Raw genomic sequence first — 25,456 nt, forward strand, 5'->3', positions numbered from 1 at the left:
CCCCCACAAGGGGGGAGATCGGATGGCCGCAAGCCTCTTTTCCAATAAGCACGGCGGTAGTTAGCCCAACCCGTGAAGCAGGCTGATCTCCCCCCTTGTGGGGGAGATGTCCGGCAGGACAGAGGGGGGTGAGTGGATCATCGGTCAATGACTTTCGAATGCAGGGCGCCACCTTTCCCTCCCCCTTGTGGGGAGGGTGGCTGCGCAGCAGCCGGGAGGGGCGTTCTTGATAGGAAACGAATAGCTTCGCTGTCGAAAGGACCCCGACCCGGACCTTCGGTCCGACCCTCCCCACAAGGGGGTGGGAAGCACGGAACCCGCAGAGCCCAAGAATTTGACTTGTGAAACAGTCCGCTGCCAATCGCTCTCCCCCCTTGCGGGGGAGATGTCCGGCAGGACAGAGGGGGATATCGTAGGAAAGCGGGCCTGACATGCTAACTCACATCCGATCGAGCGCTCTGTCGAGCCAGGCAAAGAAACCGGTCGCACCTTCGCTGTTCTCCGCAAGCGGCACCAATGGCGCACTCTCGCTCAGTGCCTTTCGCGGGCGCGGCGGCAAGTATTTGTTGGTCGGCCGGGTCCCCTGCTCCGGCATCAGATCGAAACCACCGCGCTCCGCCACCATGATCGACACCTCGGATGCCGGATCGCCGAGATCGCCGAAATGGCGCGCATTGGCGGGACATGTGCGAACGCAGGATGGTATCCGGTCCTCCTGCTGCAACGCCTCATTGTAAATGCGGTCGACGCACAGCGTGCATTTCTTCATGACGCCGGCGGCGAGATCCATTTCGCGCGCGCCATAGGCGCAGGCCCAGGCGCAGAGCCCGCAGCCGATGCACTTGTCCTCGTCGACAAGCACGATCCCATCTTCGGCGCGCTTGTAGGAAGCGCCGGTCGGGCAGACTGTGACGCAGGGCGCATCCTCGCAATGCAGGCAGGACTTCGGAAAATGAACGATGCGCGCATCGCCTGCCTCGCCGATGACTTCACCACCCTCCGGCACCACTTCGAAACTGTGAATGCGGTTGAGAAACGTGCCCGACACGTCGCCGCCATAAGGGTGCTGGTCCGAGAGCGCATTGCCGTAGCCGCCCGTGTTCCATTCCTTGCAGCTGATGACACAGGCATGGCAGCCGACGCAGACATCGAGATCGATGACGAGGCCGAGCTTCCTGGAGGTGCGGTTTTGCGGCAGGCTGGTCATTTGCGCGCCCACTCCTGACCGTAGCGAATTTCGTCGGCGCCAGGCTTCTGGCTGCCGGGCCGTTCAATCGCACCAAATTGTGGCTCGCTCATCGCATTGCCTTCCTCGGTCTTTTCGATGCGGACGCGCAAATCATACCAGGCCGCCTGTCCGGTAATCGGGTCGGAATTCGACCAGCGCATGCCGTCGGCCTTGGGCGGCAGGAGTTCATGGATGAGGTGGTTGAGCAGGAATCCCTTCGTCGCCTCCGGCGCATCGGGCGCGAGAGCCCAGGCGCCCTTGCGCTTGCCAATGGCGTTCCATGTCCACATGGTGCGCCCGTTTACCGCCTCCGTCCGCGCGATCTCGCATTTGATGCGGCCATGGTGCGAGATTACCCACGCCCAGTCGCCGTCCTTGAGCCCAAGCTCGTCGCAAATCCCGCCCGGAACATAGAGCGGGTTGCGCGTATGGATTTGCCGGAGCCAAGCATTTTGCGACCCCCAGGAATGGTACATCGCCATCGGTCGCTGCGTCAGCGCGTGATAGGGAAAGGCGTTCGTGTCGATGCCCTGTTCCTCGAACGGCCGGTACCAGTCAGGCAGCGGATCGAAGCAATCGATGAGGCGCTGCTTGTACGCTTGCGGCGCAACCGGCTGGCGCAGGCCCTCGGCGGACAGACGGAACTTCTGCAGTGTCTCGACATAAAGCTGGATCGTGACCGGCTGCGGGGCGTCGAAGAAGCCCATGTCGATGGCAAATTGCTGGTAGGCCGCGTTATGATGCTTGAAGTAGAGCGCGTCCTCCGGAATGTGCTTCACCCAGAAGGCGCCGTGTTCGATATATTGCTTGAGCTGGTCCTTGTTTGGCGCGCCCCTGCCCTCATCCTCGCCAGCCTCGCCGCGAAAGCCCGAAAGCGGTCCGATGCCGGGCTTGCGCTGGTGATTGACGATGTAATCAGCGTAATCCTTGTAGAGCGCTTTGCCATCCGCATCGACGAAGCCCGGCAATTTCAGGCGCGCACCAAGATCGATCAGCACCGACTGGAAACCGCGCACGTCACGGTCGGGTTTCAGCACCGGCCACCTGATTGCGTCGCAAGCCGCTTCCGGCTCCGAGATAGGACGATCGAGCAGTGAAATGCAGTCATGGCGTTCGAGATAGGTCGTATCCGGCAGAACAAGATCGGCATAAGCCACCATTTCCGACGAGTAGGCGTCGGAATAGATGATCTTGGGTATCCTGTACTCGCCTGTCGCAGGATCGCGCTCCTCGAGCATCCTGATCGTGCCGCGCGTGTTCATCGACGAGTTCCAGGCCATGTTGGCCATGTAGAGAAAGAGCACGTCCACGGGATAAGGGTCGCCGGCCGAGGCATTGGCGATCACCATATGCATCATGCCATGGGCCGAGAGCGGCGCCTCCCAGGAAAAGGCCTTGTCGATCCGTTGCGGCTTGCCGTCTGGGTCGACCAGTAGGTCTTCGGGCCCCAGCGGATAGCCGAGATGGGGTCCTGCCAGCTGCTGGCCGGGCTTCACATGCTCAGGCTTGCCGTGCGGGCGGGGATGAGCGGTGGCGGGCTTCGGGTATGGCGGCTTGTAGCGATAACCGCCGGGGCAGTCGATCGAGCCGATGATGGTCTGCAGCACGTGCAGCGCACGGGCAGACTGGAACCCGTTGGAATGGGCGGAGATTCCGCGCATGGCGTGAAAGCTGACCGGGCGCCCGATCATCACCTCGTGCTGCTCGCCCTTCATGTCCGTCCACGGCTGCGCAATGACGATCTCTTCCTCGAAGGCGACCCGCGCGATCTCGGAGGCAAGGCCGCGAATGGTCTTTGCGTCGATCCCGGTTTCGGCCGCCACTGCCTCCGGCGCATATTTCGGATCGAGATATTTTTCAGCCATCAGGCGAAGGACACTGCGCACGTTGCGATTGTCGGCAGTCATGAAATCCGCGTTGAGATCGGCGACATGTCCGGGCTCGTCAAATCGAACGAGTGCCCCGGTGGCGCGGTCGCGCACCAGCGCCTTGCCGAGATCATCACGCAGGAAGAGCCCATGATCCTCATGACCCGGATCGTCGATCACCAGCCAGGGGGCGTTGGTGTAGCGGCGCAGATAGTCGAGATCGATGCGGCCGGTGCGAAAGAGTTCATGGATAATGGACAGGATCAGCAGGCCATCGGTGCCAGGCCGGATGCCGATCCAGTTGTCGGCGATGGCGGAATAGCCGGTGCGGACGGGATTGACCGAAACAAAGCGCGCGCCCCGCTTTTTCAGCTTGGAAATGCCGATCTTGATCGGGTTGGAATCGTGATCCTCGGCAACGCCGAAAAGCACGAACAGCTTGGTCTTGTCCCAATCCGGTGCACCGAACTCCCAGAACGCACCGCCTATCGTATAGATACCGGCGGCGGCCATGTTGACCGAGCAGAAGCCGCCATGGGCAGCATAGTTCGGCGTGCCGAAATTCTGCGCCCAGTAGCTGGTCAAGGCCTGCGACTGGTCGCGTCCGGTAAAGAAAGCCAGCTTTTGCGGCGCGGTTTCTCGTACCGGTTTCAGCCAATCCACGGCGAGCGACAGCGCCTCGTCCCAGCTGATTTCCCTGAATTGGCCGGAGCCGCGTGGCCCGGTGCGCAGGAGCGGCGCCCGCAGGCGCGCGGGCGAATAGTGCTGCATGATGCCGGCAGAGCCCTTGGCACAGAGCACACCCTTGTTGATGGGATGATCGCGATTGCCCTCGATATAGCGGACCTTGCCATCCTTCAGATGGACATCGATGCCGCAGCGGCAAGCACACATGTAGCAGGTGGTCTTGCGAACTTCATCACCAACCGGCTCCGACAGGGCAAGGTCTGGTTCTGAATTCATCTCTTGAGTCGCCCCGCTGTTTGCATACCCGATTGTTTCACAATGCGTAGTGAAAACAATCCTGTAACAGTCGATCAGTTGCAGTTTGGCGAAGCGCTTCAGCCTCGACTGCGAGAGCCTGCCCGACTCGGAAGCATCTTAGCGGTTTTGCAGCGGTGTATTGTAGGGAAAGCGGCACATGGCTTTATTTGTGCAGACAAATCGCAACCGGGGCGCGAATCAGGACCGATCGGCACGCCGCCGCTTGTACATGGTCCAGGCGTCGCGGATCTCCCGCAACGGCATCTGGGGGTCAACGATCCTGGCCAGCGGCACGATCTCCGCGAGCGACCCAGCCTTGGGCCGCTCCACGCATATCAAATCGATGAGCCGTTCGCGCCGATCGAAAAGCGGCGTCATTCCCAAAGCCCCATCGTGTCGGCGGTCCAGGCGCCCTGGCGAACCATGCGGCGCCTCGCCTTGAGGAAAAGCAGTGCTGCCAGCGCCGCGATCAAAAGGCCGGCGCCAACGTTCCAGACCATCGAGATACCGACGGCTATAAGGATGACGAGAACCGGGATGAGGCGGCGAAACCAGGTTTCGACGACGGCGTCGCGGTCGGCCTTGAGCCGGCGCTCGCGCATCAGTTCAGCCTTTTCGTGCCTGGTCATGACGACACCTTCAAACATGACGGCACAGGGGTCATAACCCGCGGCCTCGGGATCGAAAGCCTCGTCGATACGTCGTTGGCGGCGATATTCCGCCAGGGTCCAGCGTGTCATTTTACGAGTTCTACAGCCGAATGGGGCAACGGCACGTCAGCATGGGACGGCGCAAGCAGCGCCAGCGCAAGGATAAGGCCGATAACGCAGAGGACACCAATAGCACAGGAGCCGCGGCGCTCGTCGGAGCTGCCTTCGTGCTCTTGTTCCATGCGTGCATATTCAGTCTCTGCTACTCGTTCTTCGCGGAGCATCGTCGTGGTCCTGTTTGGTGAAAAAGTTGCCGTTACATTGCGGCGATTGACCAGATGGCCCTTGTCGAGTTCAAGTTCAATCGGGTGCGACAAAACTGTACAAATGCGCAATTTACTTGCTGCGAAGGGGCACTTTGTAACGCTTACTTACGTTTTCCGTGCATCCATCAAAGAAAGTGCAAAGTAGTGCAATGCATTCATGAACCTGTTGCAATGGCGCCTTGCCCCGGCACTTGCCTCTTGCCAAATCAGCGGGTCCCCTGATTTGATGCGCGCATGGACGAAAAGCTGCGCCAGGCCATTGATAAACGCCGTGACGACCTGGTCGCGCTGACGCGTGATCTCATCCGCTTTCCGACGATCAATCCGCCCGGGGAGGCCTACGCGCCCTGCGCCGAATATCTGGCGAAGCGACTGCAAAAATCCGGATTCGAAACGCAATTGATTCGGGGCGTCGGCACACCGGGGGATACTGACCGCTATCCGCGCACCAATGTTGTCGCCCGCTTCGACGGTCGAACCCATGGCCAGACCGTGCATTTCAACTCGCACATCGACGTCGTGGATACCGGTGAGGGCTGGACGGTCGACCCGTTCGAGGGCGTGGTCAAGGACGGCAAGATTTATGGGCGCGGCGCCTGCGACATGAAAGGCGGGCTGGCGGCATCGGTCATTGCCGCCGAAGCCTTTCTCGAGGTCTATCCCGATTTCGCCGGCGCAATCGAGATTTCCGGCACCGTCGACGAAGAGTCGGGCGGATTTGGCGGCGTCGCTTTTCTTGCAAGCAAGGGCTTTTTCTCGAAGCCGCGTGTCGACCACGTCATCATTCCCGAACCGCTGAACAAGGACCGCATTTGTCTCGGACATCGCGGGGTGTGGTGGGCCGAAATCGAGACCAAGGGCGAGATCGCCCACGGTTCGATGCCGTTCCTCGGCGATTGCGCGATCCGGCATATGAGCGCGGTTCTCGATGCCTTTGAGAACGAGTTGTTCCCGGCGCTCGACAGGAAACAGACCAGGATGCCGGTCGTACCGGAAGGCGCGCGACGCTCGACGATGAACATCAACGCCATCCATGGCGGCCAAACCGACGACTATTCCGGCCTGCCCTCGCCCAACGTGCCGGATTCCTGCCGGCTGACGATCGACCGCCGCTTCCTGCTTGAGGAAGATATTGCCGAGGTGAAACGCGAGGTCACCTCGATCCTCGACCGGTTGCGATGGGAACGGCCGAAATTTCACTATGAGATTCGGGACATCATGGAGGTGCAGCCCATCATGACCGAGCGCGACGCGCCGGTGGTGACAGCGGTGGCGGAGGGCATCCGGACCGTATTCGGACGCGAGCCCGCCTATGTGATTTCGCCCGGCACCTATGACCAGAAGCATATAGCCCGCATCGGGCTCCTGCACGATTGCATCGCCTATGGGCCCGGCATTCTCGATCTTGCACACCGGCCGGACGAATATGTGGGCATCGACGACATGCTCGAATCCGCTAATGTCATGGCGCTTGGGCTCAAGATTCTCTTGTCCGGATCGGTTTGACCTGTTGGGAGTGGTTGAATGAACAATTTTGCAAAATCGGCACTGGTGGGCGCGGCCCTGGCGCTGCTCACCTCGAGCGCAGCCTTTGCCGCGCGCGCCGATCTCGTGCTCGGCATCGTCCTCGAGCCGCCGCATCTCGATCCGACAGCAGGCGCCGCTGCTGCCATCGACGAAATCGTCTACGCCAATATCTTCGAAGGGTTGACCCGTATCGGGCCGAAGGGCGAAGTCCTGCCGGCACTGGCGGAAAGCTGGACGCTTTCCGACGACGGCAAGACATATACGTTCAAGCTGCACAAGGACGTGAAATTCCACGACGGCACCAGCTTCAACGCCGAAGACGTGAAATTCTCGCTGGACAGGGCACGCGGCGGCGACTCCACCAATGCGCAAAAGGGCCTGTTTGCAGCAATCGATACCGTCGAGGTTGTCGATCCGTTGACGGTCAAGGTCACGCTGAAGCAGCCGAGCGGCGATTTCCTCTATAATATGGGCTGGGGCGATGCCGCCATCGTCGCGCCGGAAAGCGCCCAAACCAATAAGGAAAAGCCGATCGGAACCGGGCCCTTCAAATTCGACAGCTGGGCCAAGGGATCGCAGATCGTCATAAAAAAAAATGCGGCCTATTGGGGCAAGCCAGCCCTGCTCGACAAGGCGACATTCCGCATCATTCCCGATCCTGCCGCCGCGACAGCGGCGCTGCTGGCGGGCGATGTCCAGGCCTTTCCGGTGTTCCCGAGCTATGAAACCATCGCGCAGTTCGAGGCCGATCCGCGTTTCAAGGTCGTCATCGGCACCACCGAGGGCGAAACCATCCTCGGCATGAACAACAAGAAGCCGCCTTTCGACAATTTGAAAGTGCGTCAGGCCATCGCCCATGCGATCGACCGCAAGGCGCTCATCGACGGCGCGATGTTCGGGCTCGGAACCCCCATCGGCTCGTTCTTTCCGCCGCACCACCCTGCCTATATCGACCTGACATCGCAAACCGCTTTCGACCCTGAATTGTCGAAGAAGCTTCTTGCGGAGGCCGGTCACCCCAATGGGTTCAAGACCACGCTGAAGCTGCCGCCGCCGACCTATGCGCGGCGCGGCGGCGAGATAATCGCGGCTGAACTGCGCGACGTCGGAATCCAGGCTGAAATCGTGCCGCTCGAATGGGCGCAATGGCTCGATCAGGTGTTCAAGAACAAGGATTACGACATGACCATCGTGTCGCACACCGAGCCGAACGATCTCAATATTTTTGCCCGCGACGACTATTACTTCAACTACGACAATCCGGCTTTCAAGGATCTCATCAAGCAGATCGAGGCGACGTCCGACACCGCCAAGCGAACGGAGCTTTACCAAGAGGCGCAGAAGATACTCGCGACCGATGTTCCCGCGGCTTTCCTGTTTCAACTCCCCAAGACCGGCGTCTGGGATGCCAAGATCGAGGGCCTTTGGGAAAACGGCCCGATCCAGGCCAACGACCTGACCGCTGTGAAATGGGCGGATTGAGTTTGCACCTGACGGAGGGGGGTGTGATCGATTTCCACGCGCGCTCCTTATGCTGAACTACGCCGTAAAGCGCATTCTGATTGGCCTTGCGACAGTATTCGCCGCGTCGATCGTCGTCTTCGCCATGCTGGAAATCGTTCCGGGCGACCCCGCGCGGCTCATGCTGGGCATGAATGCGACAGAGGATGCGGTTCGCGCCCTGCAGGAGCAGATCGGTCTCAACCAGCCGCTACTCGCGCGCTACTTCCATTGGCTGGGCGGCCTCCTGACCGGCGATCTCGGCAGGTCCTATACCTATTCGGTCCCCGTGGTCGATCTCATTGTCGAGCGCGTCGCAGTATCCCTGCCGCTCGCCCTCATCTCGCTCGCGCTCTCGACGGCAATCGCATTGCCTGTCGCCCTTTATTCCGCTTCGCGGCGCGGGACAGTTGCCGATACCGCCAGCATGGGCGTCGCCCAGATTGGCGTGGCCATCCCGAACTTCTGGTTTGCCCTCCTCCTCGTTTATGTTTTTGCCGTGACATTGCGGCTTTTGCCCGCGGGCGGTTTTCCCGGCTGGAGTGCCGGCATCTGGCCGGCGTTGAAGGCGCTCATATTGCCATCGATCGCACTCGCATTGCCGCAGGCGGCGATCCTCGCGCGCGTTGCCCGCTCCTCCCTCCTCGATGTGCTTGGCGAAGACTACATCCGCACGGCGCGGGCCAAGGGCCTCAGCAGACGCGGCGTTCTCTACCGCCATGCGCTCCGCAATGCACTCATCCCGATCCTGACCATTGTCGGGCTGCAATTCGCCTTTCTGCTCGCCGGAACAATCATCATCGAGAACGTCTTCTACCTTCCCGGATTAGGGCGGCTGGTGTTTCAGGCCATTACCCAGCGCGACCTCATCGTCGTTGAAGGCGTTGTGATGTTGCTGGTCGCGACGGTCATGCTCATCAACCTCGTCGTCGATCTTTCCTATGCCATCGTCGATCCGCGTCTGCGGAGCCGCCCATGACCGCCTCCGCATGGCAGGAAGGAATGTCCAAGGCGATCGGCAACCGGTCGTTTCTCGTCGGCCTGATAATCACCGGCATCGTCGCCGTCATGGCCGTCCTCTCCTTCGTATGGACTCCCTACGCCGTGGGGACGCTCGACATTGCCGGCAAGTTGAAGCCGCCCTCCTGGAGCCACTGGCTCGGGACCGACCATTATGGCCGAGACATCCTGTCTATGATCATGGTCGGCAGCCGCAACTCGATTGCGGTCGCCTTCGTCTCGGTTGCGATCGGCCTCGCGATCGGCGTGCCGCTTGGGCTTTGGGCCGCAGCGCGAGGCGGCTGGATCGATGAACTGCTCATGCGGTTCAACGACCTGGTGTTTGCTTTTCCCGCACTGCTTTCAGCGGTGATGATAACCGCGGTCTTCGGACCCGGCGCGATCAACGCCATTATCGCCATCGGCATATTCAACATCCCGGTCTTCGCCCGCGTCGCCCGTGGCGCGGCGCTTTCGCTTTGGCCGCGTGAATTTATTCTCGGCGCGCGTGCTTCCGGCAAGGGCGCGGCGCGCATTACGATCGAGCATGTCTTGCCTAACATCGCCAATCTCCTTGTGGTCCAGGCGACGATACAGTTCTCGCTGGGCATTCTCGCCGAGGCCGGGCTCTCCTATGTCGGCCTCGGCTCGCAGCCGCCGATGCCAAGCTGGGGCCGCATGCTGTTCGAGGCCCAGACCATGATCGGTCTTGCGCCGCACATGGCGCTGTTTCCGGGTCTTGCCATTGTCATTACGGTGCTAGGCCTCAACCTCCTTGGTGACGGGCTGCGCGATGTACTCGATCCGCGATTGCGGCGGGAGCGCTGATGGCTCCCCTCCTTGACATCAAGGATCTGCGGCTGACGATTGGTGGCGTGCCTGTTCTAAACGGCATCGACCTTGCCATCGAACCTGGAGAAATCCGCGCGCTGGTCGGCGAATCCGGCTCCGGCAAGTCAATGACCGCACTTAGCGTCATGAAGCTTCTGCCCAATGGCGCCCGCGCCGGGGGCCAGATCCGCTTCAACGGCACCGACATTCTCGCAGCGAGCGAGGCCGAAATGTGCCACCTGCGCGGTGACGACATCGGCATGGTTTTCCAGGAACCGATGACGGCGCTCAATCCGATGAAGACGATCGGGGAGCAGGTCGCCGAAGGCATCAGATTGCATACAGGCGCGAGCCGTGCCGTGGCGGAAGAGCGAACGCGCGCCATCCTTGACCGCGTCGGCCTGCCGGCCGCGAAGTTTCCGCTCGGCCGTTATCCGCACGAGCTTTCGGGCGGCCAGCGCCAACGCGTGGTCATTGCCATCGCCTGCGCGCTGAAGCCGAAGCTGCTGATCGCCGACGAACCGACAACTGCCCTGGACGTCGTGCTGCAGGCACAGATTCTCGAGCTGTTGCAGAACCTCGTCGAGGACGAGAAAATGGGCCTGCTCCTCATCAGCCACGACCTGGCGGTCGTCGCCGATGTCGCCGATAGCGTCACCATTCTCCGGCACGGCGAAGTCATGGATCGCGGCGAGACCACGCAAATCCTGACGGAACAGGCCCATCCCTATACGCGCCAACTGGCGCAAGCCTCGATGCACGTGCCGGATCGGTCGCGTCCCCGCATCGCGCAAGACGACGGACCGCTGCTTTCAGTCCGTAATGTCGCGCGCATCTACCCCGGCACGCGCACGGGGTTGCTCGCAAGAAGCGAGCCGACGATTGCGGTCGACGATGTAAGTTTCGAACTCGAGCCCGGCCAATCCATGGCCCTTGTTGGGCGCTCCGGTTGCGGCAAGTCCACGCTGGCACGCATGATCCTGGCCTTGGACAAGCCGACGCACGGGGACATCGCCCTGTCCGGACGGCGGATCGACAATCTCGGCGAAGCAGCGCTGCGCCCGGCGCGGCGGCACATGCAGGTCGTGTTTCAGGACCCTTACGGGTCGTTTAACCCACGTCACAAAGCCGGGCGTCTTGTGGCCGAACCCCTGTTTCTCTTCGATACACCACTCTCGCAGGGCGAGACACGTGAACGGATCGACACCGCACTCGAACGCGTCGGGATCGCGCCGAAAGATCGCGACAAGTACCCACATGAATTCTCTGGCGGCCAGCGGCAGCGCCTCGCCATCGCCCGCGCCATCATCACCGAGCCGAAGCTGGTGGTGGCGGACGAACCGGTTTCGGCCCTCGACGTTTCGATCCGCGCCCAGATCCTCGACCTTTTCGCCGATTTGAACGGCCGCCTCGGCATCGCCTATCTGTTCATTACCCATGATCTCGCCGTGGCACGCGCGATAACGGATAGTGTCATGGTGATGGCTGATGGCAGGATCGTGGAACGAGGTGGGACGGACGAGGTGCTGCGCCATCCGCAGTCCGACGCCGGGCGCGCATTGGTTCAAGCCTCGCCAGACTTGCACAGGTCGCTCGCCCGCCGCATTGGCGAACAGGGATAACGCCGGCAGGCCGGGTCGACGTTCCGCCATGGAGCCGCTAAAGCAGCAAACCGAAAAGGAAAAGCACCAGGACGACGCCGGTCAACGCCGCGGTCGCGACGCCGAAAATATCCAGCGCATCTTCGATATTGTCGGCGCCGGCATCGCGGCGGCCGGCACCATTGAGCATGGGTTCGTTGGCGACTTCGCCGCCATAGACCCGCGGCCCCGCCAGTGCGACCTCGATCGCCCCGGCCATCGCCGCCTCGGGCCACCCGGCATTGGGCGAGCGGTGGAGGCGCGCATCCCGCATCATGACGTTGAAGGAGCGCAGTGCCGCGTCGTAACCATGGACGATCCACGCCGCCCCCGAAATCAGCAGGCCCGTCAGCCTTGCCGGAATCCAGTTGGCAACATCGTCGAGCTTTGCGGCAAACCGCCCAAAATCGCGATGGCGGTCATTGAGATGGCCGATCATGGAATCGGCTGTATTGAGCATTTTGTAAACCAGCAGGCCGGGGAGCCCGAGCAGCGCGAACCAGAAAGCCGGCGCGACGATGCCATCCGACGTATTCTCGGCGAGACTTTCGATCGCCGCGCGGCTGACGGCGGCATCGTCAAGCGTTTCAGGATCGCGGCCGACGATCATGGATACGGCGCGCCGGGCGCCGACGATGCCTTCCTCACGCAGCGCGACGGCAACGCGGCTAACATGATCGGCAAGGCTCTTCTGGGCAAGGAACACGGCGACGATAAGTGCTTCGATCAGTTCGCCAAAGGGCGGAATTGTCCGCAGTGCAAGGTGGATCACCAGACCCGCGACAGCGGCAATTACCAGCAGACCGAGCGTGACGACAAAACCGTCGCGCCGGCGCTCCTCATCGGATTTCGAAGACGTGTTGAATCGCTTGTCGGCAAATTCGATGGCCTTGCCGAAGAGCACGATCGGGTGCGGCACGCGCTCCCAGAGCCATTCTGGATCGCCGAAATAGCGGTCGGCAAGGAGTGCAAGAAACAAGATCAAAAGATTGATTTCCATAAGTGAATCGATCCTGTTGAATCAAAATGTCAGCCGCCGACTCGCGCGAGCGCCGCATCAAGACGCTGCCGCAGCTTGTACGCCGCTTTGTCATCCAATGGCAGACCAAAACGCAACCATTGTGGCGCATAGGCAAATTTTCTTGTGAGGACATGTTCATGGCACATCGCTTCGTGCAGCCGCTGCGCCTGTCTGAACTCGACCAGCGAGAACAACATCGTTCCACCAAATTCCGCAAGGCCCGCATCGCCAAGCACGTCGGAAAGCAACCGCCGGCGCAGGCGCAGCCGATCCGTATAGGCACCGAGCAATTGGCGATTTGAAAAGGCGTGGGCTGCTATCGCAAGCGCCGGCCCCGATGCCGCCCAGGGACCTAGGCGCCGCGTCAAAGCGCGGGCGACGTCACCATTGGTCAGCGCAAACCCGAGCCGCAAGCCACCGAGGCCGAAGAATTTGCCGAAGGATTTGAGCACCACCAAACCGGCCATGCCAGCATGCCGGGCAACGCTCGTCTCGGGATGTGGATCGGCAAAGGCTTCATCGACGATCAGAAACCCGCCCTTTGAAGCCAGGCGACGTGCGAGTTCGAGCAGGACGTCGGCGGCGATCACCCGGCCGTCGGGATTGTTGGGGTTGACGATCACGGCGACACTTGCCGATTGCGGAACGTCCTCGATATTGCGGCAATCCGAAATCATCCAGCCTGCATCGAGAAACGAAACCTGATGTTCCTGATAGGTCGGGCCGAGAATCGCAACCTCGCCTTTGCCGGCAATATCGGGGAGCAGTTGTATAAGCGCCTGCGTACCGGGCGCCGCGACGATCTGCGCTGCCGTTCCCGCGCCGTAATACTCCCTTGCTGCGCCAAGCGTGGCCGCGAGCAGCTTCTCGTCGGGAAGCCTGTTCCAGATCTCAGGCGCAAAGGCAGGCAACGGGAAGATCTCTGGATTGATCCCGGTCGACAGGTCGATCCAGTCTTCACGCGCGCCGCCAAAACGCTCGATGGCGCGGTCGAGTGCGCCTCCATGTTCGATCCGCATCGACCTACCCTGCCAAATCAATGATATGCATATAAGAACCGCTCACCGAACCAACGCGCAAGCCAGCTTCGCCAAGGTCTTCGCCTAGCGCATCGCTGACGCGGAAAAGCCGCGGCGCATCGCCTTCGTGCACGATGCTCGCATAGTGGAATTCATGCGCAGTCAAGGACGCAGCAAAAGGCGATGCCGCCAGAGGCGTCAGGCGGCGATAACCGAGGTGGAGCTTGCGTCTGGCGAAGCTCGTCTCGACCGGCAAAAGGCCAAGCATCCGGTGGGCGACGCCCTCGGCGTCCTCAATGCTGGTCCCAAGCGCCATATAGCCGCCGCACTCGCCATAGATCGGGATCCCGCTCAACGCCGCCTCGCGCATTCCCGCGGTGAAAGCGGACGCCGAAGCAAGTTTGCCGGCGTGCAATTCGGGATAGCCGCCGGGCAGATAGACCGCATCACACCCAGTTGGCGGCGCTTCGTCGGCAAGTGGGGAAAAGAAGTGGATTTCGGCGCCGCGACGTCGCCAGCCGTCGAGCAGATGCAGGTAGGAGAAAGCAAAGGCGTTGTCGTAGGCGACCGCGATGCGCTGGCCGAGCGGCGGAACGCGCGCGACATTGGCCATGGAGGCGCTCGGACCATAGCTTCCCGCGATCTGCTCGAGACGCTTAAGGTCGACGCTCTTGCCGATAAGCGCAGCGGCATAGGCGATAAAGGCGTCAAGGTCAGCATGTTCGCCTGCCTGCACCAGTCCGAGATGCCGTTCCGGAAGCTGCAGGCGCGGGTCACGCGGCAGGACGCCGATTACGGGAATGCCGACCGGTTCGAGCGCCGACCGCAACATCGCCTCGTGACGCGCACTGCCGACGCGGTTGAGGATCAGCCCCGCTATCATCACGTTGCGGCGGAAATCACGAAAGCCGCTGACAAGCGCCGCAATCGAGTGTGACTGCCGCGCGCAATCGACAACGAGGATCACCGGCAGCGATAAATGCGTTGCAAGGTCGGCGGCAGAACCGCGCCCGTCGATCGCCCCGTCGAATAGGCCCATCATGCCCTCGACGACAAGCAATTTGGCGCCTTCCGTATGGCGCGCGGCCAAGGCGCTGATCAGATCGGGCCGCATGGCCCAGGGATCGAGATTGAGGCAAGGCGCGCCGCTTGCCACCGCATGATAGGCAGGATCGATATAGTCCGGCCCCGCTTTTGCCGGAGCGATCCCGACACCGAGATCGCGAAGTGCACTCAGGAGACCGAGCGTAACCGTGGTCTTGCCGCTCCCGGACGCCGGCGCGGCAATAAGCAAGCCTTTCATCCCGCATCCTTTTCCCGGCGGGTCCCAAGCGGATCCTGGGTCAGCACCCGGCCCTCGATGGCGCCGAGCCAGTCGAGCGCCGCACGAAGGCGCACCACTTCACCCACGACGACGATTGCCGGGGGACGAAGGCCGGCGCGTTCGACTTCGATCTGCGCATATTCGAGCGTCGTTTCCAGAACCTGCTGTTCGCCTGTCGTCGCGTTGCAGACGAAGGCGATCGGCTCGCTCTTCTTGCGTCCGGCGGCTATCAGGCGTGACGCAATCAGAGCGATATGTTTCATCGCCATGTACATGACGATGACAGAGGAACCCTTTGAAATGCTGGTCCAATCCATCGAATCAGGCACGAGCCCGGTCGCGTCATGACCGGTGAGGAATGTGACGCTCTGGTTGGTCTCGCGGTGGGTGACCGGAATGCCCGCATAGGCTAGGCCGCCAATCCCGGCGGTTATGCCGGGGACAACGCGGAACGGCACCCCATGTTCGACGAGGGTCAGCGCCTCTTCACCGCCGCGCCCGAAGACGAAAGGGTCTCCTCCCTTCAGCCGCAACACCCTCTTGCCCGCTTTGGCGAGCTCAACGAGGCGGAGCGAAATATCGCGCTGTTGCGGTGACGGCTTGCCGCCGCGCTTGCCGGCATATTCGAGCGTCGCGCCGGCATCGGCATAGGAAAGGCAGTCTTCATTGACGAGGGCGTCATAGACGATCACGTCTGCCTGCTCGAGCGCATTGACCGCGTGCAGGGTCAAGAGACCCGGATCGCCAGGGCCCGCTCCGACGAGCCACACGTGCCCGGGCTCGAATTTCGGCAGCCTAGATTTCATTGTGCCCATCGCTTACTCCAGTCTTTTGCGCATAGCACAATTTTTCCGAGAGCAAGCATGAACTTATCGGAAAAATCATGCAACGGGCGATGGAGCCCGCTATAAGGAGCCCATGAACGACGAACCCGATGCCGGGCTGCGCAAACCCGACGAGACCAAGGAACGGCCATTGCGGCGCGGATGGACCACGGGCGCCTGCGCCACGGCGGCCACGAAGGCAGCGCTGATCGCCTTGATCACCGGCGAGTTCCCCGATCCAGTCGCCATCATTCTTCCGAAGGGCGAGGTGCCGCACTTCCAACTCGCGATCGAATCGATCGGCGACGGCTACGCCATGGCCGGCATTGTAAAGGACGCGGGTGATGATCCTGATGTCACGCATGGTGCGACGATAATCTCCACCGTCTTCCCGGCTCCGCCCGGAAGCGGCATCCAGTTTGTCGCCGGCGAAGGCGTGGGCACGGTCACCCTGCCCGGCCTTCCGATTCCGCCCGGCGAGGCCGCGATCAATCCGGTTCCGCGGGAGATGATGACGAAAATCTGCGAGGAGATTTGTGCTCAATACGAATTGCCTACAGACCTTGTGATTACCATTTCGGTGCCGGAGGGCGAGGACCTCGCCAAGAAGACATGGAATCCTCGCCTTGGCATCGTCGGCGGCATTTCGATCCTCGGCACCACGGGGGTCGTTCACCCCTTCTCGTGCTCGTCATGGATCCACTCGATCCATCGCGGCATCGACGTCTCGCGTGCGGCTGGCCTTACCCATGTGCTCGCGGCAACTGGTTCCACCTCCGAAGATGCGGCGCAGGCAATTTACCACCTGCCCGAAATCGCGCTGCTCGACATGGGGGATTTTGCCGGCGGCTTGCTCAAATATCTGCGCGTCCACCCCATCGACCGGCTGACGATTGCCGGCGGTTTTGCCAAGCTTACGAAACTTGCGCAAGGGGCGCTTGATCTTCACTCCGCCCGCAGTCAGGTCAGCATGGAATTCCTCGCCGATGAGGCGACCAGGCTCGGCTTGAATCCTGACATGAGGCAGCGGATTCTCGATGCAAATACAGCGCAGGAAGTGCTTGAATTGACTCAAGAACTTGGTATCGACCTCGCTGCCCCCATCGCGGTGAAGGCCAGGGAGACTGCCCTCGCCACCCTCAAGGGGGCCCCGGTAGATGTCGAAGTCATCGTGACCGACCGCAAGGGAGCAATCCTTGCCCGCGTCTGATCGGCCGATCCTCATTCTTGGGGGAACGGCTGAAGCCTCCAAACTTGCAGCCCGCCTCATGGAGAGCGGCTACCGCGTCATATCTTCGCTCGCCGGACGCACGAAGGACCCGGCGAGGCTCGAGGGCGAAGTGCGGATCGGCGGCTTTGGCGGTGTAGCCGGCCTTTGCGATTATATCGCCCGCCAGCACGTGGCCCTCCTCATCGACGCCACGCATCCCTTTGCGACGCAGATTTCGGACAATGCGATCGTAGCCGCCGCTGCGACGGATGTGCCTTTCGTGCGATTGGAGAGGCCGGCCTGGCTGCAACGGCCGGGCGACGCGTGGACGACCGCCATGACGCTCGAAGAGGCGGTAGCGGCGATCCCAACCCGGGCACGCGTGCTGCTTGCGCTCGGCCGGCAGCACATCGCGCCGTTTGCGCGCCGCGGTGACGTGCATTTCGTCGTCAGGATGATCGATCCGCCGGAAGTGCCCCTCGGCCTCATCGACTACGAACTGGAGTTGTCCAAACCCGGCAGCCTTGAGGAAGAAACAGCCTTCCTTAGAGCAAAACGGCTGTCGCACATCGTGTGCCGCAATTCCGGAGGCACGGCATCCTACGCGAAGATAAGGGCCGCACGCGAACTCGGCTTGCCCGTGATCATGATCGAGCGGCCGCATCGCCCGGGCGCCAATACGGTCCCGGACATCGATGACGTTATCAAGTTCGTCGATGCAAATCTCTCATTCTGAGCGCTGGCGCAAGCTGTGGCTGTGGCCCTTGTTGTAGAGGGCTGAGTCGCGAAATGCATCGGCCGCGAGGCCGCGACCGACAAAGATCATCGCGGAACGGGTAAGGCCGGAGGCAGCGATCTTGCCGCCGATATCGTCAAGGGTTCCGTGAATGAACTGCTCGTCCGGCCAGCCCACCCGATAAGCAACAATGACCGGGCAATCCACGCCATAAAGCGGCGTCAATTCGGTCTCGATACGCTGAAGGTTGCGGATCGACAGATGGATCACGAGCGTCGCGCCGGATTTGCCAAGCGTCTGCAGATCCTCCCCCTCCGGCATGGCCGAAGATTTCATCGACGTGCGCGTGAGGATGATCGTCTGGCAAACCTCTGGTACGGTCAGCTCTTTCTTGAGCGCGGCGGCGGCTGCGGCAAATGCCGGCACGCCCGGCGTGACATCATAATCGATACCGAGCGCATCGAGCCGGCGCATCTGCTCGGCAACCGCCCCGTAAATCGACGGATCGCCGGAGTGGACGCGCGCAACATCCTTGCCATCCGCATGGGCTTTCTCGAACTCGGCGACGATCTCATCGAGCGTGAGCGAAGACGTGTCGACCACCCGCGCCCCGGATGGCGCCTCCGCCACCATTTCCGGCGGCACGAGCGATCCCGCATATAGACAGACCGGGCAGGACTGGATGAGTTTCAGCCCGCGAACGGTGATAAGGTCTGGCGCTCCTGGTCCGGCGCCGATGAAATGAACTGTCATGATGAACCTGTCGCCTAATTCTTCGCCGCAAGCGCCGCGGTGGCATGCGCCGATTTGGTCTTGCGGATCAGCAATATGCTATCAGGACCGGCGCCGACAAGCGCCGCTGCCTCCGCCACTCCATGACAGCCCATGAGCGCAAACACCCTTTCGGACGGGTTGAGGAGGCGCGGCGTCTGCTCCTCTAGCAATTCGGCGCCGAAACATTCGAGCCGGAGGCCTAGTCCTTGTGCCGCCAAGACGATGGCCGGCTCGCCTGCGCGCTGGTCGATCGAGTAAACACCCTTCAGATCCTTTGCGGCAATCCCTGCCTGCTCCAGCACCTTCCTCGCCAGTGCCGAAACTTCCTCGGGTGCACAGCCCCGTTCGCACCCGAGGCCAAGCGCGTAGCCCGTCGGCGTCATCCGCGGTTCTTGTGCAATTCTTCCGGGGTAACACCAAGCAGCCCCGCCGTCGTGCGGATCAGGTTTGCTTCCTTCGGGTCGAGATCGTTGTCGGCGTTCGCGATCGTAAGAAGATGGCGCAAAAGTTGGACCTTGCGCTCGAACGGCACGTCCGAAAATGCCAGCACCGCCTGCTTGCTCGTCGTCTCGTAGCCAAAATCCTTGAGATACTCCGCGACCTCGGCGAATTCATCGCGCGGAATGCCGAAATCCGTCTCGGCAATGCCGAGGATCGCCGCATATTCGGTTTTGTCCGTCTTGCCGTCGGCCAGCGCGACATGCAACAGCAGCAACAATTCGGCGGTCAGCACCGGGTCGTCGGCGACCTTCTGTACCGCGCTTTTCGCCCCAAAAAATTCACTGATCCGGTCAAAAATACTTTCGCTCATCGTATCCCCGCGTTCTGTCGCAAAACGATTGCAGTGCAGCGCGCCGAATTCAAGTGCCGAAACAACACACTGTCGGCCGATTCGAACACGCTTGCGCGACCCGGCGTGAAAATTGCTCGCCAACGAAGCAGATCCGTCTATGGTCCCGCCCCGTCGCAGCGAGAATCCAGATGTCCGCCTTCTTCGAAAACATACCCATCCTTCTGATCATTGCCGCCTTTGCCGCAGGCTTCATCGACTCCATCGCCGGCGGCGGCGGTTTGATCACGGTGCCTGCGCTGCTCCTTGCAGGGTTTTCGCCGGTTGAATCGCTCGGCACCAACAAGCTGCAATCGCTGTTCGGATCGGCATCGGCAACGATTGCCTATGCGCAGAAGGGTTTTGTGCATCCGAGCAAGCAACTCCCCTCGGCATTGATGTCGGCGATCGGCGGCGTGGCGGGCGCACTTCTCGCCGGGTTCCTGCCGGGCGACGTATTGCGCGCTTTCCTGCCTATCCTGCTGATCGCCATCGCCATCTATTTCGCCGTAAAGCCGAACATGGGCGACGTCGATCGTGCCCAGCGCATCACGCCGTTCATGTTCGGCATAGCCGTCGTGCCGCTCATCGGCTTCTATGACGGCCTGTTCGGCCCGGGGACCGGATCGTTCTTCATGTTGAGCTTTGTCTCGCTGGCCGGCTTTGGGATTTTGAAGGCGACGGCCAACACCAAGCTTCTCAACTTCGCCTCCAATCTCGGCGGCTTCGTCACCTTCGCCTTTCTTGGGGTGATCAACTGGAAAGTCGGATTGCTGATGGGCATTGCCCAGTTTGCAGGTGCCCGCGTCGGCGCGGGCCTCGCCATGCAGATCGGCGCAAGGATCATCAAGCCCTTGCTTATCATCGTGTGCCTGGCGCTCGCCGCAAAACTCTTGCTCGACGCTGACAATCCGCTGCGCGTCTGGCTCGCGCACAGCTAAAATTGGGCGGACGTTCCTCGGGAGTTCGCGGCCTTCTTGTAACGAATGAAAATAGTTCAGGACCGGTGTCGATTTCCGGCAAACTCATTCGTCACGAAGGGAGCGAAAGAATTCTCCCAGGCAAGGAAACGAATGCGATGACAATCACTATCACAGCATTTGAACGATCGCCCGATGGCGGCAAGGGATTGGCGCGCGATACGCGCGTTCGTTGGGCGCTCGAAGAGGTGGGGCAACTCTATGAGGTTCGTCTCGTTTCCTTCGCCGAGATGAAGGAGCCAGCCCATCTGGCCCTCCATCCCTTCGGCCAGATCCCAACCTATGAGGAGGGTCCACTGTCGCTGTTCGAGACGGGCTCGATCATCTTGCATCTTGCTGAGCAGCATGAGGGACTGCTGCCGAAGGAAAAGAATGCCCGCGCGCGTGCCATCACGTGGATGTTCGCCGCACTTAACACCGTCGAGCCGCCGATCCTCGAATTGACGACGGCAAGAATATTCGAAAGTGACAGACCCTGGAGCGCCGAGCGCCTGCCGTTGGTAAAGGACCGTGTCCGCGCTCCACTGCACAAGCTCTCGGCTCACTTGGGCGCCGACGAGTGGCTTGATGACAGGTTCAGCGCGGGGGATCTGTTGATGGTTTCAGTTCTGCTGCGACTGAGAATGTCAGGCATTCTGGACGAATATGAAAACCTCGCCGCCTATGTGGCTCGCGGGGAAGCCCGGCCCGCCTATAGACGCGCTTTTGCCGCGCAATATGCGATCAACGCACCATCGGCCTGACATACTAACGCATGGAATTGAGCCAGCAGCTACGGCCTAGAACTCGATGCCCTTCTGCGCCTTGATGCCGGAGCGGAAAGGATGCTTGATCATCTCCATCTCGGTAACGAGATCGGCGAACTCGATAAGCTCGTCCTTGGCGTTCCGCCCGGTGATGATCACGTGTTTCATGTGGGGCTTCTGCTTCAGGACGTCGATGATCTCTTCGACTGGAAGATAGTCGTAGCGCAGCGCGATGTTGAGTTCGTCGCACAGGACGAGTTCGGTCTCGTCATCGAGGATCATTGTCTTGGCCTGCTCCCAGGCATTGCGTGCCATGGCGATGTCGCGGGCGCGATCCTGAGTTTCCCAGGTAAAGCCTTCACCCATGGCCGAGATCGTCACCTGTTCTGGAAATTTCTCCAGGACCCAGCGCTCCCCCGTGTCCCAGGAGCCTTTGACGAACTGGACGACGCCGATCTTCATGCCATGACCGAGTGCGCGAAAGACGACGCCGAACCCTGCGGTCGATTTGCCTTTGCCCTTCCCCGTATTGACGATGACGAGGCCCTTCTCGTCTGTCTTGGTGGCGAGAATCTTGTCGCGTACCGCTTTCTTCTTGCGCATCTTGTCCGCGTGGCGCTCGTTGATTTCCTCTTCGGTCATATTCAGAAGTTTCTGTGATTTTTCAGACATTTGGCGTTTCCTTCAGATTCTTTTTATCAGGCGGCGAGCCGGCTCAGCTCAAAGCGTGCCGAGTTGGAACGCGGCGTCCAGAAACCGCGTTCGACCGCTTCTTCGAGTTTCTCGGCCATCTCGCGCAAGGCATGCGGGTTCTTTTCATTGAGGAAGGCGCGCACATTGTCATCGACCAGGAATGCCTGGTACACGGCCTCGAAGTGGTGATTGCCAACAGCGCCGGTCGTGGCGGCAAAAGCGAAAAGATAGTCTACCGTCGCCGCCATCTCGAATGCGCCCTTGTAGCCATGGCGCATTACGCCGCTGATCCATTTCGGATTGGTGACACGGCCGCGCACTGTCCGGGCGATTTCCTCGTCCAGCGTGCGGATGATCGGCTTTTCAGGACGCGAATGGTCATTATGGTAGATCGTGGGCTGCGCGCCCGAAAGGCGCTCGACCGCCGCCGACATGCCGCCCTCGAACTGGTAATAGTCGTCAGAATCGAGAAGGTCGTGCTCGCGGTTGTCCTGATTCTGCACGACGGCCTCGACCGAACGCAAGCGTTCTTCGAGCAATCCGCGTTCGGCGCGTCCCTCCTCGCCCGCGCCGTAGGCATACCCGCCCCAGACGAGCCACGCCTCGGCGAGGTCATCGCGCCTGTCCCAGTGCTTTTCGTCGATCGGGGTTTGCAAACCCGCCCCATAGGCGCCGGGCTTCGAACCGAAGACGCGAAAGCCGGCACGCTGCCGGGCCGTCTTCTCATCGATTCCCTCGCCGAGCATCCGTTCGCGTTCGCTGCGCATGCGAGCCGCGATCGGGTTGTCAGCAGCGTCCTCGTCAAGTCCGCCAACCGCCCGCACTGCGGTATCGAACAGCGCGATCTGATCGGGAAACGCATCGCGGAAGAAACCCGAAATGCGCAAGGTGACATCGACGCGCGGGCGGCCCAGCGTTGCAATAGGCACTATTTCGTAGCCGGTGACCCGGCGCGATGCCATGTCCCAGACCGGCTTGACCCCGATCAGGGCAAGGGCCTGCGCAATATCGTCGCCGCCGGTGCGCATGTTCGACGTGCCCCAGGCTGTCAGACCAAAGGATGTCGGCCACTCGCCATGGTCCTGCGTATAACGGCGGATCAGGAGATCGGCGGACTTCTGCCCAAGTTCCCACGCGGCCGGTGTCGGCACGGCGCGGCTGTCGATCGAAAAGAAATTGCGGCCCGTTGGCAATACGTCCGGTCGGCCCCGCGTCGGCGCGCCTGACGGTCCCGGCGCGACAAACCGGCCATCCAGGGCCTGGAAAAGGCCGTTCATTTCAGCTTCGCCGCAGTCCGCAACAGCCGGCCCGAGTGTCGTCCGTATGCCCTCAAGCACGGCGCTCGTCGCAGCCCAATCGGGTGGACACGGCGTCTCCTCGGCAACAAGCCGTGCGGCGAGTAACTCGATGCGTTCCACCGTATCGCCGGCGATACGCCAGTTGGCGTCCGATTGAAGCGCCAGACATTCCGGTCGCGGTCCATTCCAGACCGCAGCCATATCGCAATCCAGCGGGTCAAAGCCGTCGAGCCCGAGATCGCGAGCGATCGCGCGCTGCAGGCTTTGGTCTGCGCCGATGCCGGAGCCGCGCGGCACGCGGGCAAGCGCGACTACGAGATCCGTCAAAAGCCGCCCTTGCGGCGATTGCCCGAATATATGGAGGCCGTCGCGAATCTGCATTTCCTTGAGATCGCAGAGATAGGCGTCGAGCTTCTGCAGCGCGAGATCGTCGGCATCGTGGTCATGGATACCGGCATCGTGGTCGAGCCCGATATCGCGCACCAGATCGAGGATCTGCACCTTGAGCCGCACCAGCCGGCGCGGATCGACGCCGGAGGCTTCATAATATTCATCGACGAGCGCTTCCAGATCCTTGAGCGGCCCATAACTCTCGGCGCGGGTCAGCGGCGGCGTCAAATGGTCGATGATGACGGCCGAGGAACGGCGCTTCGCCTGCGTGCCCTCGCCCGGGTCGTTGACGATGAACGGGTAGATGTGCGGGATCGGCCCAAGCACCGCTTCCGGGTAACAGGTTTCGGAAAGCGCCAGCGATTTGCCGGGCAGCCATTCGAGGTTGCCGTGCTTGCCGACATGGACGATCGCATGGGCTCCATAGACTTCGCGCAGATAGGCATAGAAAGCGAGATAGCCGTGCGGCGGCACGAGATCAGGCGAGTGATAGCTATCCTTCGGATCGATATTGTAGCCGCGCGCCGGCTGGATCCCGACGAGGGTTTCGCCAAAGCGGGCAAGCGGCAGCGCGAATGCTTCTCTTCCCTCAAGGAAAAACGGATCGGCTTCAGGGTTGCCCCAGCGTTCGGTGACGGCTCGCTGAATCGGGATCGAAAGGGATGCCAGGAAACGATTGTAATGATTCAGAGAAATGGTTTCGCGAATCTCGCGGCCGTCGCTCGCCGCATTGGTCGGCCCGGCCATCAGGTGCTTAATAAGTGCATCGCCATCCGCCGGAATGTCCGCGACCGCATAGCCTTGCTTCATCATCTCGGTAAGCACATGCCAGGTCCCGGCCGGCGTATCGAGGCCGACGCCATTGCCGAGCCGCCCATCGCGATTGGGATAGTTGGCCATCACCAGCGCGACACGCCTCTCCCCCGCCGACGTGCGCCTGAGCGCTGACCAGTTCGCCGCAAGTTCGGCTACGAATCCGATGCGGTCCGGCATGGGCTCATGCGTAACGATATTAGCTTCGACAGCCTCATCGAACGCCCGTGCCGACTTGAACGAGACGGCGCGGGTGAGAACCCGCCCGTCCACCTCCGGCAGCGCGACATTCATGGCAAGATCACGGGCAGACAAACCTTGATCGGAAGCGCGCCACTGCTCGGCGCTCGATCCTGAAAAAATTACCTGCAGAACGACCGCGCCATCATGTTCGAGCACGGTGGGCTTGCGCGCAGCGCCCGGCGCCGAAACGGCAAATCCCGTGGCGTTGAGGACGAGAATGGGTGCCGCCTCGCCGAATATGCTTTCAAGCGTCGCCCCGGAAACCGGGTCTTTCAGGCTCGATACAAACACCGGCAAGGGATTGAGACCCTTGAGCCTCAAGGCATCGACCAGCGCCTCGACCGGTTGGGTCTGTCCGCTCTGCACCAGTGCGCGGTAAAAGCAGATGGCAACGATCGATGCGTCCGCCTGCCAGTGCGACCGCAACAGGTCGAGCGATGGCGCGGGCTCGCCGGGCCACCACAGGCCTGCCTTCAGCAGAGGCGCTGCCTCCTGCGGTTTCTCGGCTCCCTCGACAATCGCGCCGCAATAGTCGAGAAAACGGCTCGCGTTCTGCGCGCCGCCCTCCAGCAGATAGTGCCAGAGTGCGTCGCGATCCTGACGCGGCACGGTCGAAAAGCGATCAAGGCCGGGATCGGGTTTGTCGTCGCCCGGAAGAACCGCCAGTTGCACCTTGTGATTGATCGCGCAGGCGTGGAGCGCTTCGAGACCATAAGGCCAGTAGCTCTCGCCGCCGATGATGCGCACGACAATCAGTTTGGCGTGACGTGCGGTGCGTTCGACATAGGCGTCCACCGACATCGGATGCGCCAGCGCCATCATGTTGGCGAGGCGCAAGGAGTGCCCTTCGCCATTGTGGCGATGGGCCGAGGCAAGGCTGGCCAGTTCGGTGTCGGCCGCCGAAAGAAAAAGCACATCTCCCGGCGTCTGGCCGAGATCGATTGCCTCGGTGCCTTCGGCTATCGTGCCTTTCTGGGCAAGCAGGAGATGCATCAATCTTCCT

Annotated in this window: 23 protein-coding genes; 9 read left to right on the forward strand and 14 right to left on the reverse strand. The window is 61.5% G+C overall.

The genetic code is table 11. From position 1 onward, the window contains the following. Nucleotides 1-439: 439 nt before the first annotated feature. From AC1DNI_RS08480 to AC1DNI_RS08500, 5 genes are all read right to left on the reverse strand, one after another. Nucleotides 440-1,207: a 4Fe-4S dicluster domain-containing protein gene (locus AC1DNI_RS08480; RefSeq protein ID WP_477691564.1), complete on the reverse strand. Its 768-nt coding sequence runs from the start codon at nucleotides 1,205-1,207 to the stop codon at nucleotides 440-442. After that, nucleotides 1,204-4,059, reverse strand: a complete 2,856-nt coding sequence (locus AC1DNI_RS08485) for a molybdopterin oxidoreductase family protein (protein WP_477691565.1) — start codon at nucleotides 4,057-4,059, stop codon at nucleotides 1,204-1,206. The genes AC1DNI_RS08480 and AC1DNI_RS08485 overlap by 4 nt, the downstream gene beginning before the upstream one ends. 219 nt (nucleotides 4,060-4,278) lie before the next feature. Beyond that, nucleotides 4,279-4,458 (reverse strand): hypothetical protein, encoded by a 180-nt coding sequence (locus AC1DNI_RS08490; protein ID WP_477691566.1) that lies wholly within the window; start codon nucleotides 4,456-4,458, stop codon nucleotides 4,279-4,281. Beyond that, nucleotides 4,455-4,820 (reverse strand): hypothetical protein, encoded by a 366-nt coding sequence (locus tag AC1DNI_RS08495; protein ID WP_477691567.1) that lies wholly within the window; start codon nucleotides 4,818-4,820, stop codon nucleotides 4,455-4,457. Before AC1DNI_RS08495 ends, AC1DNI_RS08490 begins: the two co-directional genes overlap by 4 nt. Next, nucleotides 4,817-5,107 carry a hypothetical protein gene (locus tag AC1DNI_RS08500; RefSeq protein ID WP_477691568.1) on the reverse strand — a complete coding sequence of 97 codons (291 nt, stop codon included), beginning with the start codon at nucleotides 5,105-5,107 and terminating at the stop codon, nucleotides 4,817-4,819. The genes AC1DNI_RS08495 and AC1DNI_RS08500 overlap by 4 nt, the downstream gene beginning before the upstream one ends. Nucleotides 5,108-5,290: 183 nt before the next feature. Here AC1DNI_RS08500 and AC1DNI_RS08505 point away from each other — a divergent pair, with 183 nt between their 5' ends. From AC1DNI_RS08505 to AC1DNI_RS08525, 5 genes are read left to right on the forward strand one after another with little or no spacing between them, the layout of a single operon-like run. Continuing rightward, nucleotides 5,291-6,562: an acetylornithine deacetylase/succinyl-diaminopimelate desuccinylase family protein gene (locus AC1DNI_RS08505; protein ID WP_477691569.1), complete on the forward strand. Its 1,272-nt coding sequence runs from the start codon at nucleotides 5,291-5,293 to the stop codon at nucleotides 6,560-6,562. Nucleotides 6,563-6,580: 18 nt separating this feature from the next. Continuing rightward, nucleotides 6,581-8,065, forward strand: a complete 1,485-nt coding sequence (locus tag AC1DNI_RS08510) for an ABC transporter substrate-binding protein (RefSeq protein WP_477691570.1) — start codon at nucleotides 6,581-6,583, stop codon at nucleotides 8,063-8,065. A 49-nt stretch (nucleotides 8,066-8,114) separates the two neighbouring features. Further along, a complete protein-coding gene (locus tag AC1DNI_RS08515; RefSeq protein ID WP_477691571.1) occupies nucleotides 8,115-9,062 on the forward strand; it encodes an ABC transporter permease in 948 nt (315 codons plus the stop codon). Next, on the forward strand, nucleotides 9,059-9,910 hold the full coding sequence (locus AC1DNI_RS08520) for an ABC transporter permease (RefSeq protein ID WP_477691572.1): 852 nt from the start codon (nucleotides 9,059-9,061) through the stop codon (nucleotides 9,908-9,910). The genes AC1DNI_RS08515 and AC1DNI_RS08520 overlap by 4 nt, the downstream gene beginning before the upstream one ends. Next, nucleotides 9,910-11,535, forward strand: coding sequence for an ABC transporter ATP-binding protein (locus tag AC1DNI_RS08525; RefSeq protein WP_477691573.1), 1,626 nt, complete (start codon nucleotides 9,910-9,912; stop codon nucleotides 11,533-11,535). Before AC1DNI_RS08520 ends, AC1DNI_RS08525 begins: the two co-directional genes overlap by 1 nt. Nucleotides 11,536-11,572: 37 nt before the next feature. On the opposite strand, the gene cbiB is transcribed toward AC1DNI_RS08525, so the two are convergent. Genes cbiB through cobA form a run of 4 tightly spaced genes read right to left on the reverse strand, consistent with a single transcriptional unit; the run spans nucleotide 11,573 to nucleotide 15,732 of the window. After that, complete coding sequence (cbiB, locus tag AC1DNI_RS08530; protein WP_477691574.1) at nucleotides 11,573-12,553, reverse strand: adenosylcobinamide-phosphate synthase CbiB; 981 nt, start codon at nucleotides 12,551-12,553, stop codon at nucleotides 11,573-11,575. A 29-nt stretch (nucleotides 12,554-12,582) separates the two neighbouring features. Next, nucleotides 12,583-13,593, reverse strand: coding sequence for a threonine-phosphate decarboxylase CobD (gene cobD / locus AC1DNI_RS08535; RefSeq protein WP_477691575.1), 1,011 nt, complete (start codon nucleotides 13,591-13,593; stop codon nucleotides 12,583-12,585). 4 nt (nucleotides 13,594-13,597) lie between these two features. Then, entirely contained in the window at nucleotides 13,598-14,896 is a 1,299-nt protein-coding gene (locus tag AC1DNI_RS08540) for a cobyrinate a,c-diamide synthase (protein ID WP_477691576.1), read from the reverse strand. Further along, nucleotides 14,893-15,732, reverse strand: a complete 840-nt coding sequence (gene cobA, locus AC1DNI_RS08545; protein WP_477691577.1) for a uroporphyrinogen-III C-methyltransferase — start codon at nucleotides 15,730-15,732, stop codon at nucleotides 14,893-14,895. Before cobA ends, AC1DNI_RS08540 begins: the two co-directional genes overlap by 4 nt. A 103-nt stretch (nucleotides 15,733-15,835) precedes the next feature. Between cobA and AC1DNI_RS08550 the strand changes: the two genes are divergently transcribed. Together AC1DNI_RS08550 and AC1DNI_RS08555 are read left to right on the forward strand one after the other, a co-directional pair. Next, nucleotides 15,836-16,951: a cobalt-precorrin-5B (C(1))-methyltransferase gene (locus tag AC1DNI_RS08550; RefSeq protein WP_477691578.1), complete on the forward strand. Its 1,116-nt coding sequence runs from the start codon at nucleotides 15,836-15,838 to the stop codon at nucleotides 16,949-16,951. Next, a complete protein-coding gene (locus AC1DNI_RS08555) occupies nucleotides 16,938-17,687 on the forward strand; it encodes a cobalt-precorrin-6A reductase (RefSeq protein WP_477691579.1) in 750 nt (249 codons plus the stop codon). The genes AC1DNI_RS08550 and AC1DNI_RS08555 overlap by 14 nt, the downstream gene beginning before the upstream one ends. Here the strand turns inward: AC1DNI_RS08555 and cobM are convergent. From cobM to AC1DNI_RS08570, 3 genes are read right to left on the reverse strand one after another with little or no spacing between them, the layout of a single operon-like run. After that, nucleotides 17,679-18,440, reverse strand: coding sequence for a precorrin-4 C(11)-methyltransferase (cobM, locus tag AC1DNI_RS08560; protein WP_477691580.1), 762 nt, complete (start codon nucleotides 18,438-18,440; stop codon nucleotides 17,679-17,681). The genes AC1DNI_RS08555 and cobM overlap by 9 nt on opposite strands. Before the next feature lie 14 nt (nucleotides 18,441-18,454). Then, nucleotides 18,455-18,844, reverse strand: a complete 390-nt coding sequence (locus AC1DNI_RS08565; protein ID WP_477691581.1) for a cobalamin biosynthesis protein — start codon at nucleotides 18,842-18,844, stop codon at nucleotides 18,455-18,457. Further along, the gene (locus AC1DNI_RS08570) at nucleotides 18,841-19,272 is read right to left on the reverse strand and encodes a tellurite resistance TerB family protein (RefSeq protein WP_027231771.1); all 432 of its coding nucleotides are present in this window, start codon (nucleotides 19,270-19,272) and stop codon (nucleotides 18,841-18,843) included. Before AC1DNI_RS08570 ends, AC1DNI_RS08565 begins: the two co-directional genes overlap by 4 nt. Nucleotides 19,273-19,442: 170 nt before the next feature. Here AC1DNI_RS08570 and AC1DNI_RS08575 point away from each other — a divergent pair, with 170 nt between their 5' ends. After that, nucleotides 19,443-20,231 (forward strand): TSUP family transporter, encoded by a 789-nt coding sequence (locus tag AC1DNI_RS08575; protein WP_477691582.1) that lies wholly within the window; start codon nucleotides 19,443-19,445, stop codon nucleotides 20,229-20,231. A gap of 137 nt (nucleotides 20,232-20,368) precedes the next feature. Continuing rightward, nucleotides 20,369-21,013, forward strand: coding sequence for a glutathione S-transferase family protein (locus AC1DNI_RS08580; protein WP_477691583.1), 645 nt, complete (start codon nucleotides 20,369-20,371; stop codon nucleotides 21,011-21,013). 36 nt (nucleotides 21,014-21,049) lie between these two features. Here the strand turns inward: AC1DNI_RS08580 and cobO are convergent, their stop codons facing one another. Together cobO and cobN are read right to left on the reverse strand one after the other, a co-directional pair. Beyond that, nucleotides 21,050-21,688 (reverse strand): cob(I)yrinic acid a,c-diamide adenosyltransferase, encoded by a 639-nt coding sequence (cobO, locus tag AC1DNI_RS08585; RefSeq protein ID WP_477691584.1) that lies wholly within the window; start codon nucleotides 21,686-21,688, stop codon nucleotides 21,050-21,052. A 26-nt stretch (nucleotides 21,689-21,714) separates the two neighbouring features. Then, nucleotides 21,715-25,446, reverse strand: coding sequence for a cobaltochelatase subunit CobN (gene cobN, locus AC1DNI_RS08590; protein ID WP_477691585.1), 3,732 nt, complete (start codon nucleotides 25,444-25,446; stop codon nucleotides 21,715-21,717). Nucleotides 25,447-25,456 lie beyond the last annotated feature (10 nt).

The sequence above is a fragment of the Phyllobacterium sp. 01N428 genome, from assembly GCF_056399405.1.

Excerpts from the sequence above, each read along its gene's own strand:
- AC1DNI_RS08580 (WP_477691583.1), top strand. The coding sequence starts at position 20,369 with ATGACAATCACTATCACAGCATTTGAACGATCGCCCGATGGCGGCAAG.
- cobM (WP_477691580.1), bottom strand. The coding sequence starts at position 18,440 with ATGACAGTTCATTTCATCGGCGCCGGACCAGGAGCGCCAGACCTTATC.
- AC1DNI_RS08540 (WP_477691576.1), bottom strand. The coding sequence starts at position 14,896 with ATGAAAGGCTTGCTTATTGCCGCGCCGGCGTCCGGGAGCGGCAAGACC.
- AC1DNI_RS08515 (WP_477691571.1), top strand. The coding sequence starts at position 8,115 with ATGCTGAACTACGCCGTAAAGCGCATTCTGATTGGCCTTGCGACAGTA.
- AC1DNI_RS08495 (WP_477691567.1), bottom strand. The coding sequence starts at position 4,820 with ATGACACGCTGGACCCTGGCGGAATATCGCCGCCAACGACGTATCGAC.
- cobD (WP_477691575.1), bottom strand. The coding sequence starts at position 13,593 with ATGCGGATCGAACATGGAGGCGCACTCGACCGCGCCATCGAGCGTTTT.
- AC1DNI_RS08575 (WP_477691582.1), top strand. The coding sequence starts at position 19,443 with ATGTCCGCCTTCTTCGAAAACATACCCATCCTTCTGATCATTGCCGCC.
- AC1DNI_RS08505 (WP_477691569.1), top strand. The coding sequence starts at position 5,291 with ATGGACGAAAAGCTGCGCCAGGCCATTGATAAACGCCGTGACGACCTG.
- cobN (WP_477691585.1), bottom strand. The coding sequence starts at position 25,446 with ATGCATCTCCTGCTTGCCCAGAAAGGCACGATAGCCGAAGGCACCGAG.
- cobA (WP_477691577.1), bottom strand. The coding sequence starts at position 15,732 with ATGGGCACAATGAAATCTAGGCTGCCGAAATTCGAGCCCGGGCACGTG.
- AC1DNI_RS08570 (WP_027231771.1), bottom strand. The coding sequence starts at position 19,272 with ATGAGCGAAAGTATTTTTGACCGGATCAGTGAATTTTTTGGGGCGAAA.
- AC1DNI_RS08565 (WP_477691581.1), bottom strand. The coding sequence starts at position 18,844 with ATGACGCCGACGGGCTACGCGCTTGGCCTCGGGTGCGAACGGGGCTGT.
- cbiB (WP_477691574.1), bottom strand. The coding sequence starts at position 12,553 with ATGGAAATCAATCTTTTGATCTTGTTTCTTGCACTCCTTGCCGACCGC.
- AC1DNI_RS08550 (WP_477691578.1), top strand. The coding sequence starts at position 15,836 with ATGAACGACGAACCCGATGCCGGGCTGCGCAAACCCGACGAGACCAAG.
- AC1DNI_RS08525 (WP_477691573.1), top strand. The coding sequence starts at position 9,910 with ATGGCTCCCCTCCTTGACATCAAGGATCTGCGGCTGACGATTGGTGGC.
- AC1DNI_RS08490 (WP_477691566.1), bottom strand. The coding sequence starts at position 4,458 with ATGACGCCGCTTTTCGATCGGCGCGAACGGCTCATCGATTTGATATGC.
- AC1DNI_RS08480 (WP_477691564.1), bottom strand. The coding sequence starts at position 1,207 with ATGACCAGCCTGCCGCAAAACCGCACCTCCAGGAAGCTCGGCCTCGTC.
- AC1DNI_RS08520 (WP_477691572.1), top strand. The coding sequence starts at position 9,059 with ATGACCGCCTCCGCATGGCAGGAAGGAATGTCCAAGGCGATCGGCAAC.
- AC1DNI_RS08510 (WP_477691570.1), top strand. The coding sequence starts at position 6,581 with ATGAACAATTTTGCAAAATCGGCACTGGTGGGCGCGGCCCTGGCGCTG.
- AC1DNI_RS08485 (WP_477691565.1), bottom strand. The coding sequence starts at position 4,059 with ATGAATTCAGAACCAGACCTTGCCCTGTCGGAGCCGGTTGGTGATGAA.
- cobO (WP_477691584.1), bottom strand. The coding sequence starts at position 21,688 with ATGTCTGAAAAATCACAGAAACTTCTGAATATGACCGAAGAGGAAATC.